The 18304-nt window shown below is 37.7% G+C and carries 22 protein-coding genes and 1 pseudogene; 11 read left to right on the forward strand and 12 right to left on the reverse strand.

All coding sequences use genetic code 11. The features are described 5' to 3' along the window. Window positions 1-4 precede the first annotated feature (4 nt). The 4 genes from ectB to AC2IP4_RS16820 form a co-directional block, all read right to left on the reverse strand. On the reverse strand, window positions 5-1270 hold the full coding sequence (gene ectB, locus AC2IP4_RS16805) for a diaminobutyrate--2-oxoglutarate transaminase (RefSeq protein ID WP_486307775.1): 1266 nt from the start codon (window positions 1268-1270) through the stop codon (window positions 5-7). Between the two features lie 25 nt (window positions 1271-1295). Then, window positions 1296-1829 carry a diaminobutyrate acetyltransferase gene (gene ectA / locus AC2IP4_RS16810; RefSeq protein WP_165367175.1) on the reverse strand — a complete coding sequence of 178 codons (534 nt, stop codon included), beginning with the start codon at window positions 1827-1829 and terminating at the stop codon, window positions 1296-1298. 275 nt (window positions 1830-2104) lie between these two features. Beyond that, a complete protein-coding gene (locus AC2IP4_RS16815; RefSeq protein WP_375320006.1) occupies window positions 2105-2530 on the reverse strand; it encodes a MarR family winged helix-turn-helix transcriptional regulator in 426 nt (141 codons plus the stop codon). Window positions 2531-2535: 5 nt separating this feature from the next. Continuing rightward, entirely contained in the window at window positions 2536-3174 is a 639-nt protein-coding gene (locus AC2IP4_RS16820) for a cytochrome b/b6 domain-containing protein (RefSeq protein ID WP_375320005.1), read from the reverse strand. Window positions 3175-3306: 132 nt separating this feature from the next. Between AC2IP4_RS16820 and AC2IP4_RS16825 the strand changes: the two genes are divergently transcribed. Further along, complete coding sequence (locus AC2IP4_RS16825) at window positions 3307-3738, forward strand: c-type cytochrome (protein ID WP_375320004.1); 432 nt, start codon at window positions 3307-3309, stop codon at window positions 3736-3738. Between the two features lie 53 nt (window positions 3739-3791). Beyond that, window positions 3792-4466 (forward strand): hypothetical protein, encoded by a 675-nt coding sequence (locus AC2IP4_RS16830; RefSeq protein ID WP_375320003.1) that lies wholly within the window; start codon window positions 3792-3794, stop codon window positions 4464-4466. Between the two features lie 105 nt (window positions 4467-4571). Here AC2IP4_RS16830 and AC2IP4_RS16835 read toward each other — a convergent pair whose 3' ends face one another. Next, a complete protein-coding gene (locus AC2IP4_RS16835; RefSeq protein WP_486307777.1) occupies window positions 4572-5189 on the reverse strand; it encodes a LysE family translocator in 618 nt (205 codons plus the stop codon). A 106-nt stretch (window positions 5190-5295) separates the two neighbouring features. Beyond that, window positions 5296-6180, reverse strand: coding sequence for a LysR family transcriptional regulator (locus AC2IP4_RS16840; protein ID WP_375320001.1), 885 nt, complete (start codon window positions 6178-6180; stop codon window positions 5296-5298). Between the two features lie 147 nt (window positions 6181-6327). Here AC2IP4_RS16840 and AC2IP4_RS16845 point away from each other — a divergent pair, with 147 nt between their 5' ends. Then, the gene (locus AC2IP4_RS16845; RefSeq protein WP_375320000.1) at window positions 6328-7011 is read left to right on the forward strand and encodes a cation efflux transmembrane domain-containing protein; all 684 of its coding nucleotides are present in this window, start codon (window positions 6328-6330) and stop codon (window positions 7009-7011) included. On the opposite strand, the gene AC2IP4_RS16850 is transcribed toward AC2IP4_RS16845, so the two are convergent. Beyond that, on the reverse strand, window positions 7008-7451 hold the full coding sequence (locus tag AC2IP4_RS16850; protein WP_375319999.1) for an Lrp/AsnC family transcriptional regulator: 444 nt from the start codon (window positions 7449-7451) through the stop codon (window positions 7008-7010). The genes AC2IP4_RS16845 and AC2IP4_RS16850 overlap by 4 nt on opposite strands. A gap of 110 nt (window positions 7452-7561) precedes the next feature. On the opposite strand from AC2IP4_RS16850, the gene AC2IP4_RS16855 reads away from it, so the two are divergent. Together AC2IP4_RS16855 and AC2IP4_RS16860 are read left to right on the forward strand one after the other, a co-directional pair. Beyond that, window positions 7562-8149, forward strand: coding sequence for a LysE family translocator (locus AC2IP4_RS16855; protein ID WP_375319998.1), 588 nt, complete (start codon window positions 7562-7564; stop codon window positions 8147-8149). A 130-nt stretch (window positions 8150-8279) separates the two neighbouring features. Next, on the forward strand, window positions 8280-9119 hold the full coding sequence (locus AC2IP4_RS16860; protein ID WP_375319997.1) for a TPR end-of-group domain-containing protein: 840 nt from the start codon (window positions 8280-8282) through the stop codon (window positions 9117-9119). 15 nt (window positions 9120-9134) lie between these two features. On the opposite strand, the gene AC2IP4_RS16865 is transcribed toward AC2IP4_RS16860, so the two are convergent. Further along, a complete protein-coding gene (locus AC2IP4_RS16865; protein WP_486311171.1) occupies window positions 9135-10040 on the reverse strand; it encodes a LysR family transcriptional regulator in 906 nt (301 codons plus the stop codon). A gap of 177 nt (window positions 10041-10217) precedes the next feature. Here AC2IP4_RS16865 and AC2IP4_RS16870 point away from each other — a divergent pair, with 177 nt between their 5' ends. The 3 genes and pseudogenes from AC2IP4_RS16870 to AC2IP4_RS16880 all read left to right on the forward strand — a co-directional run. Next, complete coding sequence (locus AC2IP4_RS16870) at window positions 10218-10739, forward strand: NADPH-dependent FMN reductase (RefSeq protein WP_375319996.1); 522 nt, start codon at window positions 10218-10220, stop codon at window positions 10737-10739. Between the two features lie 278 nt (window positions 10740-11017). After that, entirely contained in the window at window positions 11018-12634 is a 1617-nt protein-coding gene (locus AC2IP4_RS16875) for a mechanosensitive ion channel domain-containing protein (protein ID WP_375319995.1), read from the forward strand. 781 nt (window positions 12635-13415) lie between these two features. Then, window positions 13416-14018 (forward strand): annotated as a pseudogene (locus AC2IP4_RS16880) (reverse transcriptase domain-containing protein); the annotation flags it as partial. A gap of 13 nt (window positions 14019-14031) precedes the next feature. On the opposite strand, the gene AC2IP4_RS16885 reads toward AC2IP4_RS16880, so the two are convergent. Together AC2IP4_RS16885 and AC2IP4_RS16890 are read right to left on the reverse strand one after the other, a co-directional pair. Then, the gene (locus AC2IP4_RS16885; protein WP_486311172.1) at window positions 14032-14646 is read right to left on the reverse strand and encodes a transposase; all 615 of its coding nucleotides are present in this window, start codon (window positions 14644-14646) and stop codon (window positions 14032-14034) included. Window position 14647: 1 nt separating this feature from the next. After that, window positions 14648-15352, reverse strand: coding sequence for an IS4 family transposase (locus tag AC2IP4_RS16890; RefSeq protein WP_486311173.1), 705 nt, complete (start codon window positions 15350-15352; stop codon window positions 14648-14650). A 132-nt stretch (window positions 15353-15484) separates the two neighbouring features. On the opposite strand from AC2IP4_RS16890, the gene AC2IP4_RS16895 reads away from it, so the two are divergent. Further along, window positions 15485-16111, forward strand: a complete 627-nt coding sequence (locus AC2IP4_RS16895) for a group II intron maturase-specific domain-containing protein (RefSeq protein ID WP_486311174.1) — start codon at window positions 15485-15487, stop codon at window positions 16109-16111. Between the two features lie 80 nt (window positions 16112-16191). Here the strand turns inward: AC2IP4_RS16895 and AC2IP4_RS16900 are convergent, their stop codons facing one another. Next, window positions 16192-16407, reverse strand: a complete 216-nt coding sequence (locus AC2IP4_RS16900; RefSeq protein WP_375319993.1) for a hypothetical protein — start codon at window positions 16405-16407, stop codon at window positions 16192-16194. Window positions 16408-16901: 494 nt separating this feature from the next. Here AC2IP4_RS16900 and cspE point away from each other — a divergent pair, with 494 nt between their 5' ends. Both cspE and AC2IP4_RS16910 read left to right on the forward strand, forming a co-directional pair. Then, window positions 16902-17111, forward strand: coding sequence for a transcription antiterminator/RNA stability regulator CspE (cspE, locus tag AC2IP4_RS16905; RefSeq protein WP_012552262.1), 210 nt, complete (start codon window positions 16902-16904; stop codon window positions 17109-17111). Window positions 17112-17401: 290 nt separating this feature from the next. Further along, complete coding sequence (locus AC2IP4_RS16910; protein ID WP_045104442.1) at window positions 17402-17611, forward strand: hypothetical protein; 210 nt, start codon at window positions 17402-17404, stop codon at window positions 17609-17611. A 38-nt stretch (window positions 17612-17649) separates the two neighbouring features. On the opposite strand, the gene AC2IP4_RS16915 is transcribed toward AC2IP4_RS16910, so the two are convergent. After that, window positions 17650-18273, reverse strand: coding sequence for an HAD family hydrolase (locus tag AC2IP4_RS16915; RefSeq protein ID WP_486307778.1), 624 nt, complete (start codon window positions 18271-18273; stop codon window positions 17650-17652). Between the last annotated feature and the right edge of the window lie 31 nt (window positions 18274-18304).

Consider the following 18304-nt stretch of genomic DNA (forward strand, 5'->3'; position numbering starts at 1 on the left):
CTGATTAAGATGCTTTTTTGAAGTGTTTTTCTGCAATATTATCAATTGCGTTTTCAAAGATAGTTAGGCCTTCTTCTAGCTCTGATTCTGTGATCGTTAATGGACAGAAGAATTTCACTACTTCATCAGATGGACCAGCAGTTTCAATGATCATGCCGTTTTTAAAACAATCTTTAGTGATATCACTTGAGATAATGCCATCTTTACACTCAATACCAATCATCATGCCGCGACCTTTTTGCTGAACAAACAATTTAGGGTAGCGTTTTACAGCACGAAGAATGACATCACTGACTTTTTGAGAGCACTGTTTGATGTGTGTTTCAAAATCTGAGTTTGCCCAGTAAATCTCTAGTGCTTTTGCTGCAGTAATGAACGCGTGATTATTACCACGGAAAGTACCGTTGTGCTCACCCGGTTTCCATTCATCTAATTCTGGTTTTAGTAAGACAACCGCCATTGGTAAGCCGTAGCCACCAATGGATTTAGATAATGTAACCATATCTGGTTTAATACCTGATGGTTCAAAACTGAAGAAGGTGCCAGTACGACCACAGCCTGCTTGGATATCATCAACAATCATTAGAATGTCGTTGGCTTTACAAATTTTGCTTAAACGCTGTAGCCATTCATTGGACGCAACATTTAAACCACCTTCGCCTTGTACGGTTTCTAAAAGTACCGCAGCTGGTTTATCTAAACCGCTTGAATTATCAGATAGCATGGTTTCAAACAGATTAAGACCATCGATGTCGGCATAGCCTTCAAAAGGAATGCGAGTGATGTTGTTTAAACTAAAACCTGCACCTTGGCGGTGGTGTTGATTACCTGTTGCTGCAAGTGCACCAGCAGTACAACCGTGGAAGCCATTAGTGAAGGCGACAATGTTAGTTCGGTTAGTGACTTTACGTGCCAGTTTTAAAGCGGCCTCAACGGCATTGGTTCCGGTAGGACCGGTAAATTGAACTTTATAATCTAGATCTCTAGGTTCTAGGATGTAATTATTCAATGCATTCAAGAAAGTGGCTTTTGCACTTGAGTGCATATCTAAGCCATGCGTAATGCCATCATTTTCGATGTATTCAAGTAAAGCTTGCTTTAAGACTGGGTTGTTGTGACCGTAGTTGAGTGATCCGGCTCCAGCAAGGAAGTCTAGGTAACGTTCGCCGCTTTCGGTTTCTAGCCAACATCCTTTTGCTTTTTGGAAGACAACTGGAAAACTGTTTGAGTATGAACGTACTTGTGATTCTTGCTTCTTGAAAATATTCATGATGAGTCCGTTTATGATTCCTATTTTATTTTAGAGCGATACGATACAAATATTCAGTATCGTGTTTGCCTTTGAAATGGGCTTCTTTGTCTAGAAACGTGGTTACCTTACCTTGGTCACCGTGTTCGGCATCGAGCTTTTTAAATAGCGACCATGAAGCGGTATTGGCTTTGGTGATGGTTGTTTCTACGAATTCGGTATGTTTGATGTTTTTGCGCTGTAAAAGCTCATTTAGCATTGAGTAAGCTAAACCTTTACCTCGGTAGCGAGGAGAGACAGCGACTTGCCAGATGAATAATGTTTTTGGGTCATCAGGCTTATGGTAACCAGAGATAAAACCAGCAAGGTTGCCGTCTTTCTCTGCTAAAACGCAGGTCTTACTGAAATGGGTAGATTGGAGAAAATTGCAGTATGAAGAGTTGATATCAAGAGGAGGACACTCGGTGATCAATGCGTAAACATCGTCACCGTCTGTCCTTGACGGTTCTCTAAATGTCCATTTTTTGCTGGGTTCAATATCCATGCTTGAACACAAGATTCTGGGCGCTGCAATAGTCATATGTAAATACATATCCTTTGTACTCTAATTAAATTCCTTTTTATTATGGGCATTTTTAGCAGTTGAAAAGCAAATTAATGACACAAAAAAGACGATTAAGTCCAATTAAATGCGATCTAAATCACATTTAAGTTCGATTGCTAAAATAATAAATAGAGAAAAATAGATTAGTTCTCTTAGTATCTGTGAGGGCTTTGATTTGGATATGAAGGTGGCGTAGATACAAAAATAGCCCATGATGATTTGGGCTATTTATTAGTTTAAAAGAGTAAGATTTATACGGCAGCGACCATTTTTTGCAGTAGCCGAATCATCTCTTTTTGCTCATTTAATTCAAGAGAGCTAAGTATTTCTTTATTTACTTTAATAGGGATCGGCAAAAGGGTTTCTTTTAATGCTCGACCTTCATCAGTTAAGTAAATTCGAAATGAACGACGACTGTTGGGATCGGCTTGTCGCTCAACAAGGCCAAGCTTTTCTAATTTATCTAATGTTCGTGTTGTTGTGGAGTTTTCCACTTTTGATTTTTCAGCAATATCGCGTTGAGTGACTCCTTCTTCTTCCCATAAACACATCATGGTTGGCCAAAGAGCAACTGTTAAACCGTGCTGTTTTAACTCTGCTTCGAAATGTTTTGAGGCTTGGTTGGCAATAACGTTAATCATCCATCCAAAGCTGCTTTGACGATCAAATTCTTCCATTGTGTTCAAACTCCTGCGCTTACAACTATTGCAATGGTAACTAATCCGGTTGCAATTAGCACCAATAATGCACGTTTATTTGATACAAACATCAAGTTTGATGATATTTGATTTTCTGTGAGTTTCTTTTGTATACCAGTAACCATTGCCCAAACAAGCGGCTTTGAGCGTAATTTATAAAAAAGAATGGCAACTAAATGCAGTATGACTAATACCGGTAACAAACGTGCACATATTCCATGCAGGGTAACGAAAATATCAAAGACATCATCATTTAAAACGATATCAGAGTAAGGGATGTGATCGAATAACCCTGCTAACGCGATACCGGTAATACATTGAATAAATAAAGTGAAAATTAACCCGATAACCATCCAAGATCCTGCTGGATTATGGCCTACTTTTGATGGCTCTTTTCCTAATAAATAACGAATGGTACGTTTTGGGGAAGCAATAAATTTTTTAAAACGGCTCGTATCACTGCCAACAAAGCCCCATACAATGCGCCACATAATAAGAGTAAACAGGACTAAACCTAAATAGACATGCGGTCCTTCTCCATTAAAGCCACTTGCGGCTAATCCGATAAAAAGCAGAGCTTGGAGCCAATGATATACGCGTGTTGGTAAATCCCAAATCTTCATTTTCTTGTTCCTAATTAATGGTTGTTTTAACTAACTATAAATAATTTACACCACAACAGTTGCATGTGCAACTGTTGTGGTGTAAATTAAATGCAACTCGAAGCGAGACAGACATTTATTAGAGAGAAAGTAATGAAAAAATTAATAATTAGTTTATGTGTTTTATTTCCAAATATTGCATTTTCACAAGCGAGTGTTGACCTAATTAACGTAAGACAACAGGCTTTTGTACATATCGAAAATCAATCAGAGCAAGTAGAGGGCATGCTTGATGAAGATGCTCCTAATTGGAATGAAATTGAGTCGGTCAGTCATGAACTTTATAAACATAGCCAATTACTAAGCACGGCATTTCCTGAAGGTAGCCAAGACGGCAGTAAAGCAAAAGAAGCGGTATGGGGTAAACCTGAAAAATTTAATCAATTAATGCAAGAGATGGATAGTGGCTTTGTTCAACTTTATCAAGCAAGCCTGAAACAAGATAAAGAAGCGGCAAAAACGGGTTTAGAGCAAGCACAAGATACGTGTAATGCGTGTCACCGTTCTTACCGTTCACGTTTTTAAGTAACTCCTGATTAGAACAATACAAAAATAATTAAATTAGAGAGGATAAAGTCATGAAAAAATTAATTAAATCAACATTATTGATCGCATCACTATTTGGATTTTCAACGCTAACACAAGCAGCTGATTATGGTGTTTCATTAAACTGGAATACTACGAATGTTGAAAAAGTACTGGAGTTAATGAGTGCTCAACGTTCCGCATTTGGAGAATTAATTAAGCAAAAAGAAATTAAAGATATGTTTATTTCTGAAAGTGATATTGACGGAAAACCAATGGGTATCCTTCGATTTGTTATCCAAGCGGATAGTGAAAAAGAGGTTGAAAATAAACTAGCATCACTTCCTTTTTATAAAGAAAACATCGTTAAAATTTCTAATATCCAATTGTTAGGCGGTAAGTGGTTGGATAATACACCGATAAATAAAAATTATGCATTGATGTTTCAGTGGGATGCAGATATTGATGTAATGGAAATGGATCGTGTTATTGGAGTTGACTTACAGCGCGTGGTTTCTTTGAATGCATCGGGATTAGTGACGTCATCGTATATTAATACTCAAACAGTGAAAGATGGTTCTACGCGTCCAACTTATTCTGTATCTGTCATGGCAAAAGATGAAGCACATGCTCGAGAGTTAAGCCAACAGTTTGAAGCGGTTTCTTTTGGTTATGCTAAGGTCAGTGTTATGTATTTAGGGCATAAAATTAATATGGCTGGATTATAAGAGTTGGTTAATTAGCCTTTATAAAAACTTCAAATAAGAGATGATAAAAAGGTTGAAGGTATTGCTATCTTCAACCTTTTATTTGTTTGTTTTTTAGTCATGAGGTTAGTTAGTCATAGCTAACTTAGCACCAAAGCCCACTAATAAAGAGCTTAGGCCGTATTTCAAGAGGTTTGAAAATGCTTTGCTTTCGGCAATGACGGTTCTGAACTTGGCTGCAAAAATGGCCACACAAGTAAACCATAATAGAGCGATAACTGCGGTTGTAATACCAAGCATTCCGATCATTAAAGGTGATGACGTTTCTGGGGTTAAAAACTGAGGAATAAAAGCAACAAAGGTCAAACACACTTTAGGATTGAGGGCATTAGTTAGAATGCCTTGACGAAACACTTTCATATCTGATGTACGATTAGTGGTTTCTACTTGGCCAAAACCGCCTTTTGCTGTGAACATTTTAAATCCGATATAACACAGGTAAGCGGCACCTATGTATTTAATTACCATAAACGCGGTTGCTGAAGAGAGCAGTAGTGCACTTAAGCCAACAACAGCTAAAAAGGTATGAAAAAGAACACCAGTGGCAATACCCACAGCGGCATAAACCCCTGTTTTGGCACCACCGCCTAAGGCTCTTGAAAGAACGTAAAAGAAATCAGCGCCAGGCATCGCACAAAAGGCGAACATCCCTGCGATAAAAAGAAGATAAGTTTCAATGCTCATAAATAATTCCGTGTACTGCTGCATTTGGTATTAAGGGCTATGATTAAGCCCCTTTTCATATGTGAATCATGAATAATTTACTGCTTATTTTGAATGAAAGAAATCATTATTCTGAGACTTCTAATAAATAGTCTTCAACTTGCTCTGATAACCAATCAATAATCACACCTCTTGGCATGTTTGATTTTGTCATTTCAGCGAAAGATTGCCAATTCATTGCTCGGTTATGTTTAAGTACCTTTAATGTACCGTCTCGTAAGTGATCATTAATCAATAATGAAGGGACAGAAGACCAGCCTGTTTTATCTAATACCGCATCACGTAAATGCTCATAAAATGTCAGAGCGATATACTTACTTGATTTGGGTTCTACAATCATTAATCCATCTTCATCAATGTAGTTCACAATGATTTCTGTATTACTTTCAAGATCGGTTAAGTTCACTTTTCGGAGTTGATTAAGTGGGTGATCTTTATGAGCGACGGACATCATTCTTATCTGGCCTAATTCATTTTGCTGTACATGCATGAGTTCATTATTAATAGGTAATAAACCATAAGCGACATCAACAATATTTTGTTCAACCATTTCTTCTAATTCGGGGGAAGGGGCGACATAAATCGAAATACTAGTGCTCGGAAATTTACGACTCATTTTGCCTAAAATTTGACGCCAAATTGCTTCAGGTAGCGCATCATCCCGAACGATTCGAATGGTTGAAGCGACTCCGTTATTGTATTGAAAGCATTTGTTTTCAATGTCATTACTAATAAGAGAGATTCGTTGGAAATCATGTACAAGAGATTCACCTATTTCTGTCGGTGTAATTCGATTTCCTGTTCGAGTTAATAACGTCACATTTAACTCATCTTCTAATGCATTTAATGCCGCACTTACCGTTGTTCTGCTTTTTTGAAGTTTACGTGCCGCTTCCGCAATAGACCCCAACTCAACCGTATATAAGAACATTTCAATTTGACTCGTTTTCATGATCTTGACTCAACAATGTAATGGGAAACATACCTTTAACATTAAGCGACGAATAACCTGACGCTGACTGATTATACTATCACCAATTTTCGTTATATTATGCGCTACATATATAAAAAAGACGAAAAATAAGTCAGAGGTAAAAATATGTCGCATTCAGTTCATAAAGAAAGGCAATTGTTATTAGTCTCAACGTTCTCAGCATTATTGTTTGCTATGATTGGTATTGCGTTAGGTACGTTAATTCACTCACTCGTTATCATTTTTGATGGTGTATATTCATTAGTCAGTTTAGGGCTAACTTTAGTTTCCCTAATGGCTGTGTTATACATTCGCCGAAAAGACGTATCAAAAAATATTAAGCGCGTTAAGGTAATTGAGTCTTCAGTTATTTTGCTAAAAGGGATCGCAATTACCTTAATGTGTGTATTGTCATTTATTGCTGCAGTTCAAGCGATAATGGAAGGTGGTCGAGAAGTTAATACGGGGATAGCGTTAGCATTTGGTGTTTTTAGCATGATTGGTTGTTATACCAGTTATTGGGTTATGAAGACTCAAGGTCATGAAGTTAATTCAGCGTTGATCGATGCTGAAGCAAAACAGTGGTTAATGGATACCGTGATCAGTGCTGCAGTGTTTGTTGGTTTTATGATAGCTAAATTATTATTATTAACGTCATACGCACACTATGCACAACTCGCCGATCCTATCATGGTTGTGATTGCTTCTATTTACTTCATTATTGTTCCTGTGAAGATGATATTGAGTTCGGCAAAACAATTGCATCAGTTAAGCCGAAACACATTTCTAGCAAAGTATTTACACGCCTAAGTACGTTCATCTTTAGGCGTGTCCATCACCACTAAGGTACCAATTGAGTTGACCTGAGAGATCTCTCCAAGCACATTTGAATGAAATTGCTTATAAGAGGATAGACTCTCAGTCTCAATCCGCAATAAATACTCATTTGAACCTGTTATATTATGACACTCAACCACTTCTTTAGAGTCCATAATCTGAGCTTCAAACTCTTTTTGAGATTGTTTACTGTGATTTGATAGGCCAATGGTCACATATGCAATAAACCCTACACCACATTTGCTAGGGTTTAACACTGCTCGATATCCTTGAATTGTTTGGTTTCTTTCTAGTTCTTGTACTCGTCTAAGAGTTGCTGAGGGAGATAATCCAATGCGTTCAGATAACTCGACATTAGTCAGTCGGCCATTTAATTTCAACTCTTGCAATATTCTTTCGTCAAATCTATCCATGACGACCAATCCTTGTGTATTTAATTTATTTAAAGCAAATATAGACAGAAAATTTACTTAGTCTTGCATTAAGATACAAGCAGTATTTATTTTTTTATAAGATTGTCAGTATGGAATACCCTCATTTACTTGCGTTAATTACTTTTGCTTTTGTTGGTGCGTTTACTCCCGGGCCAAATAATATTATGTTGATGACATCAGGTGCGAATGTTGGTTTTGTTCGTACGATCCCACATATGCTTGGTGTGATTTTTGGTTTTGCGTTTATGTTGATTTTAGTTGGCTTTGGTTTACTGCAATTTTTTCAAACTTATCCGCAATTAGAAAAAGTTCTGCAAATGGTGAGTGCAGTTTATTTACTATATTTAGCATATAAAATTGCAAGCAGTAAATCGGTAGATAATGTTAATGGTGATTATAAGCCAATGTCATTTTTGCAAGCGGCGAGCTTTCAATGGGTAAATCCCAAAGGATGGTCAATGGCATTATCTGTGATGAGTATTTACGCGATCAGTTCTGATATGTTTAGTGTGTTTCTTATTGCTTTTGTGTTTATTTGTATCAATGTACCGACCGTTAGCTTTTGGACGGTAGCAGGGAAGCAATTACAAAAAAGATTAACTAAACCAAGCCATCTAAAAGTATTTAATTATAGTATGGCGGGCTTGCTTGTTGGTTCAATGGTTATGGGTTTTTAATTACCTATTATTTCCAGATGATAGATGTATTTTCTTTATTATAATTCCCCTTGTTAATACGATGTAATTGGTTTTGATGTGTTATCTTTAATACATCATTTATAAATACACGATTAATAAGGGTATCCCTATGTATCGACACATTTTCTTGCTCGTTGTTGTTCTTTTCTCCTCTTTTTCCGTACAAGCTGAAGACGTTGTGTATTCAGAGCAAGATTATTTAGATAAACCATTAATGGAGCGCTATGTTCTTGATGAGTTAAAAGCACTACGAACGGATCAGCAAGATTTAGAGCGAAGAATGATTATCCAAATTACAGATAGAGAGCTTGCTGTTGCGGATAAATCGCTTAATTACTCAAACGTTACTGTGACGTACTTTTTCTATGTTATTGCCGCAGTAGCATCATTGGTGGCTTTGATAGGGTGGCAATCTTTAAAAGAAATTAAACAGAATACTAAGGAAATGGCAGACAAGCAGCTCAATAAAATTGCCCAAGATTATGAGAAAAAATTTGTTGCCTTAGAGAGAGATCTCAAGCGTAAAACGCGAATTATTACTGAAAATAACCGTGAGATTGAAATTATTAATGAAGTTCATAACTTGTGGCTGAGAGCTCAAAGCGTTCAAACTGCAGAGCAAAAAATGGAAATTTATGATGAGATTTTAAAAGTTAGACCCGGTGATTTAGAAGCGTTAACTTATAAAGCAGATGCCGCAATGGAAATGCGTGAATTCCACTGGGCATTGAATTTATGTAATCGAGTATTAGAAGTCGATGACCAAAATGCACATGCTCTGTTTCAACGAGCGTGTGGGTATGCGCAATTGGGGGCTGAGGTACAAGCTATTGATGATTTGCAACGTTCAATTATGGCAAGCTCATCAATGCGTGATTTAATTCTTGAAGAAACAGATTTTGATCCATTGAGAGGATTGGATCGTTTTGAAGCGTTGTTAGAAGAATAGTATTTATTCTTGTTACTACTTATCACCTAGGTGTTCTGTTATGAAATCTAAAAAGCAGCGTACCTTTCCTGACATATTCTTTCTACTTGGGTATACCATAAATACATCAATGATGATTTTTGGATAGTCAGCAAATAACTCTACTAGCTGTCCTGTTTCTAGTTCGTTTCTTAAATGGAAATGAGGAATTCGTGTAATACCTTCACCTTCAACACACAAAGATACTTCCATAAATGAATTATTGGTGATTATTTGGCTTTGTATTGGTACGGCAAAAGGTTGGTTATCTTTATCAATAAAGTCCCAAACAGCTCCTTGCTTTACATAGCTATAACTAATGGTCTTATGGTTTGATAGATCTTTAGGGTGTTTTGGTGAACCGTGTTTTTTTAAGTAATCTGGTGAGGCTATTACAATGCCTTCAGATCGTAAGAAGCGACGACTGATTAAACTCGAATCTTCAAGTTGATGAGAGGCTCTAATCGCAAGATCGAATCCCTCTGCGACAATATCAATTTTCCTATCATTTAAATCTAATTCTAGAGTGATATCTGGATAACGATCTGAGAACTTGCCGAGTATCGGGCGTAAACGAGAGAGTGCAAAGCCAACAGGGCAACTGACTTTTAAGCGACCTTTTGGGGTGTCTTGTTGACCTGTCACTGCATTTTCTACCATTTGTGCATCTTCAATTAATTGCTGGCATTGCTGAAAATAGAGCTCTCCCTCTGGAGTTAGGCGTAAGGTTCGTGTTGTACGATGGAGTAATCTAACACCTAAGCGCTCTTCTAATTTACTTACTTCTTTACTTATGTATGACGTTGAATGGCCACTATTGTGTGCAGCTTGAGTAAAACTGCCGCTGTTTATCACTTCAGAAAAAATTATCATTCCATCAAATAGAGCAGAATTAAACGCCATTTATTCTATTCCTAAGTATAATTGCGAGTCATATGGAAACAATCATTGCACATTTAGGCTATTAATCAATATCTGTAATTAAACTATAGTTACTCTATCGCAAAAAACAGAATGATCTTGAAAAGAGAAAAGTATCACCTACTCTTTTTACTCAAAATAGATAAGTAAGGAATAACGATGAAAGTATTAGCATTAGCAGCAAGCAGTAGTTCAACTTCAATAAACAAACAATTGGCAACTTACGCAGCTGGTTTAGTGCCTAACGCTGATGTTGATGTATTAGATTTAAATGATTTTGAAATGCCAATTTTTAGTGAAGATAAAGAAAAGGAACTAGGTCAGCTAGAATCGGCTAAACGTTTTTTCCAAAAGCTCGGTGAAGCGGATGCGATTGTAATTTCATACGCAGAACATAACGGTTCATACGCTGCAGCATTTAAAAATGTGTTTGATTGGACTTCACGTATTGATATGAAAGTGTATCAAGGTAAACCTGTGATTATGTTAGCGACATCTCCTGGCCCTGGTGGTGCAGCAAGTGTATTAGCCGCAGCGACTGGCTCTGCTCCTTATTTCGCAGCAGAAGTAAAAGGCTCGCTTTCTATACCAAGTTTTTATGATAACTTTGATATGGAAAAAGGGGAATTAAGAAACGCAGAATTAGTTGAGCAGTTAAAAACTATCGTAGCTGCATTATAAAGATATATAACGTTTATTCTTTTTTAAGGCGTATTTATTACATATAAATACGTCTTTTTTTGTAGGTTAATTTTTGCTTTAGTCAGTGTGTTAACTATATCTCACAGAGATAGATACATAAGTAAGCAAAAAAACTCCCAGTAAGCGCATTTTAATATCACAAATTCTCAACATTTGAGCGCATTTTCATCGTTTGCCACTATGATTGATAAGAGTTATGCACGAGAATACATAAGCTTAGATTATTATATGGTCATGATTTATATAGGACGTTTTTTATGATTAAGAAATATGTGGCTTTGTTGTTATTGATGGTTAGCTTTATTGCTCCAACTTATGCACAAAGTCTTAATGAAATTAAAGCAACACAACAAAACTTACAGGAACGTTTAGTTCAACTATCTACTGCTGATCCTGCCGATAAACCTTTTTTTGAAGATGTATTACGTCGACAAAACGAAAAAGTTCGAGCTGATATTGTATTAGAACTGCAAGAAGATACAAAAAAAGCCGAATTAAATGGTCTTGTTCAATCTGAAATGCTACTAATTAATCAGTTATTGGCCTATAGCCAAAAAGAGTTAATTCGCATAACAAAAGCATTAAGAAAAGCAAGTGGCGATGAGAAAGCTGATTTGCAATTTGCAGCTCAAAAGCGTCTTGGTTTGATGGACCAATATTACGTAGAAGCATTTGAAACTTTAGCTTGGGGTGAAGAATTAAAAATTAATTTTTCTAATGAAGAGCAAGCGATTTTAAAAGATCTAGAAAGACGCGCTGATTTATTATTTAACGTAATTCACTATATCGATTCTCAACGTAGTGATATTGCTCAACGTTTAAAGTTTGCGTCTGCTGAACAAAAAGAAATATTAAAGCAAACAGCTGTGACAATGACAGAACGTATCTCATTAATGGTGGCAAGCTTAGAAGCTACGACTGCTTTAATGGAAGAAAATGGAGTTGATATTACAAAATATAAACAGTTAATATTCTCTATTACTGGTGACATCAATAGTGACGTGCTTGATATAGGTGTAGCTTATGGGCTTGTGGAAGAGTGGGGTAATGGCTTTAAAGAATGGGCGATTCAAAATGCGCCATCTTTAGTCTTTAAAGTGCTTATTTTCTTTATTATCCTTTGGGCTGCTCGTGTTCTATCTCAATTGGCTGGAAAAACGATTAAACGCAGTGTGTCTCACTCTAAAATGAAATTTAGTCGTTTGATGCAAGATTTCTTTGTATCGATGGGTTCTAAATTAGTGATGCTGATTGGTATCTTGATTGCTCTATCTCAAGTTGGTATTGATCTGGGACCGCTATTGGCTGGTTTTGGTGTTGCTGGTGTCGTTATTGGTTTTGCATTAAAAGACACATTATCAAATTTTGCATCAGGCATGATGATTCTTATTTACCGTCCATTTGATGTTAATGACTTGGTTGAGATTGCTGGTATTACGGGTAAAGTGAGCCACATGAACTTAGTTTCAACAACAATTAAGACGGTTGATAATCAAAATTTGGTTTTCCCAAATAATAAAATTTGGGGTGACGTGATTAAGAATGTCACGGTTGAGACTGTGCGACGTGTAGATATGGTTTTTGGTATTGGTTACCAAGACGATATTGAAAAAGCAAAATCTATTTTTAATGATATTTTGTTAAGTCACCCAAAAGTCTTAAAATCGCCTGAACACATGATTAAGCTGCATACACTAAATGAATCGTCAGTAGATTTCGTTGTTCGCCCATGGGTGAAGACGGATGATTATTGGGATGTGTATTGGGAAGTAACTGAAGCCGTTAAGAAACGTTTTGATGCTGAAGGTGTGAGTATCCCATTCCCACAACGAGATCTCCATATTTATAAACATGAAGCTGAAATTCAACAGTAGATACAAGTAAAAATAGCGACCAAGTTGGTCGCTATTTTTTTGTTTGCCCAGCAAAGCTGGCAAACCCGTCTGCTTGCAAGATAGCAGAGTCACCCCGACTAAGGGGAAGACAATCTGAATGGCAAGGGCGTCACTGGCTAACGGTGAGGTCTGAAGGAAGCCATAGGAAGTTAGATGTACACAACTAACCGTAACCTGTTTCGGCAGCAATTGGTGGGTAAGTGTCCGAAATAGCGCGAAGCCCAATACTTAGTCAGACCAATGCTGTGTTTGAGGGTGGGATATCTAACAGGGAGTCAGTGCAATAACTGGGGAAGCCTGACATCAGCTCCAGCTATCAGCTGGAAGCATTATATCAAGAGGTGACTCAAGAGTAATGTTGGTGTGAGGTGGCAGATGAACCCGTAGTAGTGAGTAAGGCTAGGCCGATGAAAGCCAGTAATGGTGTGGAGGACAAAACCAAGCCGACTATCAGCAGCATGTCTGATAGAGTCTATTGCTACCAAAAGTGCAATTGATTGCGAAGGGGGGAAGCTTACTTAAAGACTATTATTCATATTAACGACGCTATATGGGTACACAAGCTATTTGACGAAATAGGACATCTGGATTTGGTTACTTAGGAATAAGTGGACTGATACCAAGAGCCGTACAGAGGAGTAATCACAGACCTTGAGGTAGATTGCCAACTGGCTAGAACGCCTTAAATCTGTGATGAAACACACTCACCATACAGACAAGAAAATACGAAATAATAGCGCACTTAATTGATGGAAAAACGATGAGAAAATTCTACAGCTTATATGGACGCTTACTCGATTTGAGAGGGTTATATAATGCATTTAAACAAGTGAAAAGAGCAAAAGGTGCGGCCGGAATAGACAGGCAGAGCCTGAGTGACTTTGAACAAAATTTAGTAGAAAACTTAACGGCTCTTCATCAGGAATTAAGCCTTAAAACGTATCAACCTCAACCTGTTAAACGGGTAGAAATACCCAAAGATGGTGGTGGAATTCGTCTATTAGGTGTTCCGACGGTTCGAGATCGCATTGTACAACAAGCCATCGTTGATGTGCTTGACCCCATTTTTGACCCAAACTTTCATCCGTCAAGCTACGGATACAGAAAAGGGCGAAGTTGCCACCATGCAATCAATAAAGCATCAATGTTTATCCGACAATATCAACGACAATATGTCGTTGATATGGACTTATCGAAATGCTTCGACATGCTCGATCATGACTTGATAATTGAGAGCATAAAGAGACGAGTAACAGATGGAAGTCTCCTAAAACTCATCAGGCAGTTTCTCGAAAGTGGGGTAATGATAAATGGGACATACGAGCCGACGACGATAGGGAGTCCGCAAGGTGGCGTAATTAGTTAATGCCACTCGCTTAAGGGCGAGTGGTATGTTTATTAGGATATTTGACTGCCTTTTTTAAAACTGCTCGGGGATATGGTTTCCTATTCCGTTTCTTGGGGAGAATAAGCCGTTTCCCACTTTCCCTGAGAGCCTTTAAGTTTTTTGGTATCGCTCCAGGGCTTCGTGTATCACTCGCCCAAATCATCTCGTCCATAATTAAAAATAGTGCATTGATAAAGCTGATCCGCAGGGGCTCAACTTCGTGCTGTTTAGCCATTTCAGCCATTTCCAGCCTTACTATGTTGTAGCTGGTTAATATTCCCCATAACTCCTGATATACGCCAACTTTTTTCTTGCTTCGTAATACTGGCTTGTTCTGCAACTGATACTGCTTGAGCTCTCCGTAACTGCGCTCGATTTCCCAACGCTCCCAATACACTTTAACCAATGTATCAAATGGGTAGCGTTCCGGACATAGGCAAGAAGTAATAAAGCCTTTGATTTCACCTGTAGGCGTTGGGATAAGAATAAGTCGAGCCTGCCACTTTTTATCAAGATAAGGAGCAAGCTTTTGAGCTTGTGGTGAAACGGGCATATCAATGAGATGATCATGTTCAGTATAACTCTCAACGATGTCATAACGCATCTTAGCCTTGATTGGTTAACCAATGAGTGTTACTGCTTGCGCCACGCCAGGTGGTAAATAGCTCTGCAGAAGTGAACCCTCTATCAAAGAGTGTTAATGAATCATCAGGTGCTGAGCCCACTAGTTGTTGAGCATAGGATATTTCACTATTTGTCACTGGCCCAAAAGCAGCATCAGAGACAAGATGGCTGCGTGTTGACATCAATGTTACCGCCAGTACACTCGGAAGCGATGCCCCTTTTTGAGCAAAGCCGAAATGTTGATTTTCTTCTGTATTATGAGTTTTGAAATGTGTGCCATCGACACTAAGAAGCTTCAAACCGCAAACTTCATCAAAGTCTGACTGTTGCTCCCACTGTTGTGCTGTAGTTTTAAATAAGTAGCGCATAGGTTTATCACCGAGACGTTCTTTTCCCTTGATAATACTGCTTGTTGCCATAGGCGTGAATTTGCCATCCACATCAGGGAATGCCAACTCCAACTTATCACAGACATCTTGAATGGAGCGATTACGCTGGAGCCCAATCCCTAGAACTAGCCAAACAGCTTGTTCAGCGGGTAGTCGGCGTTTTCGGAGCGATGTTCGTCCCGTTTGTTGAATCGCTTCTTCAACCCACTCTAAAGGAATATGTTTACTGAACACATCGATTGGACGTTCGTGGCAAAACTCTGCGGTAATTTGTAACTCTTTTGAAAATTCAGACATAAAAAATCGGCCGTAACTTACGTTACGACCGATTATGAGGCATCTGGAGGATCGTTCAAGTAGCTAAACGATCGGCATTACGTAATTAGTCCCCTTATTGCTAATATCTATCTCGATAGATTCGATCAGCAAATGATGGCGAGAAATCATCGCATAGTGCGCTATGCGGATGATATTTTAATCCTATGCTGCACGAAAAAGGCAGCGGAAAATGCTTATGCCACGGCGGAAAAGATCCTAGAGGGTGAACTCAAGTTGGAGATCAACAAAGAGAAAAGCCACATAGCACACAGTGATGAGGGTATTAAGTTCTTAGGGGTAGAAATAAAGAGTAGATATACTCAAATTCAACCTAAGAAATTAACCGCCTTCAAAAATAAAGTTCGAGATTTAAGCCGAAGAAATGGCGGTAAGCCACTATTGCAGGTAATCAAAGAGCTAAATCCCCTGTTGCGTGGTTTTAGCCAATACTTTCGGATAGCCAATGCCAGTAAGCAGTTTAAAGCATTAGCAGGTTGGATAAGAAGGCGACTTCGTAGTATCCAGTTAAGGCTATGGAAGAAGCCAGAAAGGCTTCATCGATGGTTAAAGCAGCATAACTACAAACCGCCCTTTAAGCACATCAATATGCGAGTATGGAACTCGTCAAAGAGTCCACTAGCGAGCTATGCTATGCCAAATCAGTGGTTTACCGAGTTAGGACTATTTAATCTTGAAACGGTAAGTGTCGGAAAAGTGTTCACATACGAATATAAGTAAGCAGGAGCCGTATACGAGGTCCGTACGTACGGTTCTGTGAGAGGGATGAGGCGGCAACGCCTCACCCTACTCGATATCTACTATTCTGAGATGTCATCTGTTTTTGTTACTATAGGTGATGTTTTTTTGAATTTTTTGATAACCAATGAAATAACAAAACAAACAGCGCCAACGATTAGTGCAGAACGTAAAATAGTGAAACTATCATGTTCTAATTGCTGGATGTGTGGGCCAACAGAAGCAAATAAACGCAGACTGAAAAAGGCGAGTAAAATAAAGGGGACAATTTTTTTCATGCGTAAATGCTCCGATAACATAGAGAAATAATGGCTTATTAATAGAAGCATCATAGCTAAAGAGGAGCAGAAATTAATCGCTTTTCTTGGTAATGTTAGATTTCGATTTTGTTGGATGAAGAAACTCACTTTATCAGCTTTTAATTTAACTTATTGTTTATTAATGAGTTAATTCTAATTAAAATGAAGAGGCTTCGTTGAAGTTCATCAGAAAGAATAATGGCACTAACGTATGGATATATGCAGCAGAACCCCTCAAAAACGAAAATAAGTTGAAGAAAAAACTTTACAATGTTTGGCACTAAGGTATTATTCATCTCGCTCTGTTGCTCAGAGTTGTTAATGAACATCAAGTAAAGTAAGCCTTAGTATTTCTTCGTAATGTCGTTATTCTCAGTGTTTCCCTTAGCTTTGTCGTCACATTTAATAATTCAAGCTCTAAGCACATCGCATTATGCGATTTTTTATGAATTTAAATATATAAGGGACATTACATGTCTAAAACAACTGGTATCGTTAAATGGTTTAACGAAGAGAAAGGTTTCGGTTTTATCACTCAAGATAACGGCGGCGCTGACGTATTCGTACATTTCCGTGCTATCGCTTCAGAGGGTTTCAAAACTCTTGCTGAAGGCCAAAAAGTTTCTTTTGAAGTTGAGCAAGGCCAAAAAGGCCCTCAAGCTGCTAACGTTGTAGCTGCTTAATTTCAAATAAGTTGCGCAGGTGGTATTAGTACCATTTGCGCTACTTTTAAATGTTCTATTAATACTCGATTTAGTTCTACTTTGTAAGATATCAACATTTCAAACATCCGCTCCTGTTTTGTACTTGTCAAAAAATCTCTTAGTTACTTCTACCATCTTAGTTTTAATCCAATCATTTTTCTGTAATATTAATCTACTACTCTGTATTAAATAATTTTTAGCCTCATCTTCGTTAAATTTATGAGCCAAAAATTAACTATTTTTCTTATTTATAAAATAAAAGGTACTCAATGAAAGTAAATTTTACTATTTTCAAAAACAACGTGTCATGGAATGCATTAATTCACCAACTAAACAGCGATGTTCTACTAAGAAATGTTCTGATGAAGGGCAATTTAGACTCGTTTGATATCGGTTTTTCATACTGTGAAGAGACTGGTGAAGGAAACATTACCAACAGCAATAACCAAGCTATTGGCAATTTTTCGATTGCTTATTAATCAATTATTATTCTTTATAATCACAGCTCTTGGGTTATTCACTCTCCCCAAAACAATGTAGGCCAATTCTTTTTATCTGAATAAGCGGCCAACTGTTCGCAAGGATTTACTAAGTACGTATGGCTCGCGTACAAGCATAATGGTAAATCATTGATAGAATCAGTATAAAAATGTATTTCAGAATAGGTTTTATCTCCTCCATTTAACCATTCTGATAGACGTTCTACTTTTCCTTCTCTGTAACTCGCAACACCTAATATATGACGTGTATAGAGTTCCCCTTTTTCTTTTAAATCAATTCCAATAGCATGCTCTATACCAAGGCGATCTGCGACAGATTGAACTAAGAAAGCGACAGATGCAGAGATAATTATCATGTCGATATTATCGCGTTTTAGCTGGGTAATAAGTGTTTTAGCCTCTGGAAATAATAGAGGTAAAATCCGTTCCTCGACACATTCAGAAGTTAGTAATGCAATTTCACTCTTTGGTATTGTTTTCAATGGCTGCATTGAAAAAGACAAATAGTCCTCCATATCCATCAAACCTCGAGAGTATAGAGTCATTAAGCGTTTGTCTTCGTCTAGAAAGTCGGGATCAGTTACAATCCCTTTATCAACTAAAAATTCATTCCAAATCATGGCACAATCGCCGTTAATCAAGGTTTAGTCCATATCAAAAACGTACAATGGT

Source organism: Aliivibrio thorii, from assembly GCF_057368585.1.

What these genes read in the sequence shown, in the direction of transcription:
- AC2IP4_RS16900 (WP_375319993.1), bottom strand. Translation starts at nt 16,407, where the DNA reads ATGAAAAAAATTGTCCCCTTTATTTTACTCGCCTTTTTCAGTCTGCGT.
- AC2IP4_RS16860 (WP_375319997.1), top strand. Translation starts at nt 8,280, where the DNA reads ATGTATCGACACATTTTCTTGCTCGTTGTTGTTCTTTTCTCCTCTTTT.
- AC2IP4_RS16845 (WP_375320000.1), top strand. Translation starts at nt 6,328, where the DNA reads ATGTCGCATTCAGTTCATAAAGAAAGGCAATTGTTATTAGTCTCAACG.
- AC2IP4_RS16815 (WP_375320006.1), bottom strand. Translation starts at nt 2,530, where the DNA reads ATGGAAGAATTTGATCGTCAAAGCAGCTTTGGATGGATGATTAACGTT.
- AC2IP4_RS16855 (WP_375319998.1), top strand. Translation starts at nt 7,562, where the DNA reads ATGGAATACCCTCATTTACTTGCGTTAATTACTTTTGCTTTTGTTGGT.
- AC2IP4_RS16850 (WP_375319999.1), bottom strand. Translation starts at nt 7,451, where the DNA reads ATGGATAGATTTGACGAAAGAATATTGCAAGAGTTGAAATTAAATGGC.
- ectB (WP_486307775.1), bottom strand. Translation starts at nt 1,270, where the DNA reads ATGAATATTTTCAAGAAGCAAGAATCACAAGTACGTTCATACTCAAAC.
- AC2IP4_RS16870 (WP_375319996.1), top strand. Translation starts at nt 10,218, where the DNA reads ATGAAAGTATTAGCATTAGCAGCAAGCAGTAGTTCAACTTCAATAAAC.
- AC2IP4_RS16835 (WP_486307777.1), bottom strand. Translation starts at nt 5,189, where the DNA reads ATGAGCATTGAAACTTATCTTCTTTTTATCGCAGGGATGTTCGCCTTT.
- AC2IP4_RS16875 (WP_375319995.1), top strand. Translation starts at nt 11,018, where the DNA reads ATGATTAAGAAATATGTGGCTTTGTTGTTATTGATGGTTAGCTTTATT.
- AC2IP4_RS16890 (WP_486311173.1), bottom strand. Translation starts at nt 15,352, where the DNA reads ATGTCTGAATTTTCAAAAGAGTTACAAATTACCGCAGAGTTTTGCCAC.
- AC2IP4_RS16830 (WP_375320003.1), top strand. Translation starts at nt 3,792, where the DNA reads ATGAAAAAATTAATTAAATCAACATTATTGATCGCATCACTATTTGGA.
- AC2IP4_RS16840 (WP_375320001.1), bottom strand. Translation starts at nt 6,180, where the DNA reads ATGAAAACGAGTCAAATTGAAATGTTCTTATATACGGTTGAGTTGGGG.
- AC2IP4_RS16885 (WP_486311172.1), bottom strand. Translation starts at nt 14,646, where the DNA reads ATGCGTTATGACATCGTTGAGAGTTATACTGAACATGATCATCTCATT.
- cspE (WP_012552262.1), top strand. Translation starts at nt 16,902, where the DNA reads ATGTCTAAAACAACTGGTATCGTTAAATGGTTTAACGAAGAGAAAGGT.
- ectA (WP_165367175.1), bottom strand. Translation starts at nt 1,829, where the DNA reads ATGACTATTGCAGCGCCCAGAATCTTGTGTTCAAGCATGGATATTGAA.
- AC2IP4_RS16910 (WP_045104442.1), top strand. Translation starts at nt 17,402, where the DNA reads ATGAAAGTAAATTTTACTATTTTCAAAAACAACGTGTCATGGAATGCA.
- AC2IP4_RS16825 (WP_375320004.1), top strand. Translation starts at nt 3,307, where the DNA reads ATGAAAAAATTAATAATTAGTTTATGTGTTTTATTTCCAAATATTGCA.
- AC2IP4_RS16820 (WP_375320005.1), bottom strand. Translation starts at nt 3,174, where the DNA reads ATGAAGATTTGGGATTTACCAACACGCGTATATCATTGGCTCCAAGCT.
- AC2IP4_RS16895 (WP_486311174.1), top strand. Translation starts at nt 15,485, where the DNA reads ATGATGGCGAGAAATCATCGCATAGTGCGCTATGCGGATGATATTTTA.
- AC2IP4_RS16865 (WP_486311171.1), bottom strand. Translation starts at nt 10,040, where the DNA reads ATGGCGTTTAATTCTGCTCTATTTGATGGAATGATAATTTTTTCTGAA.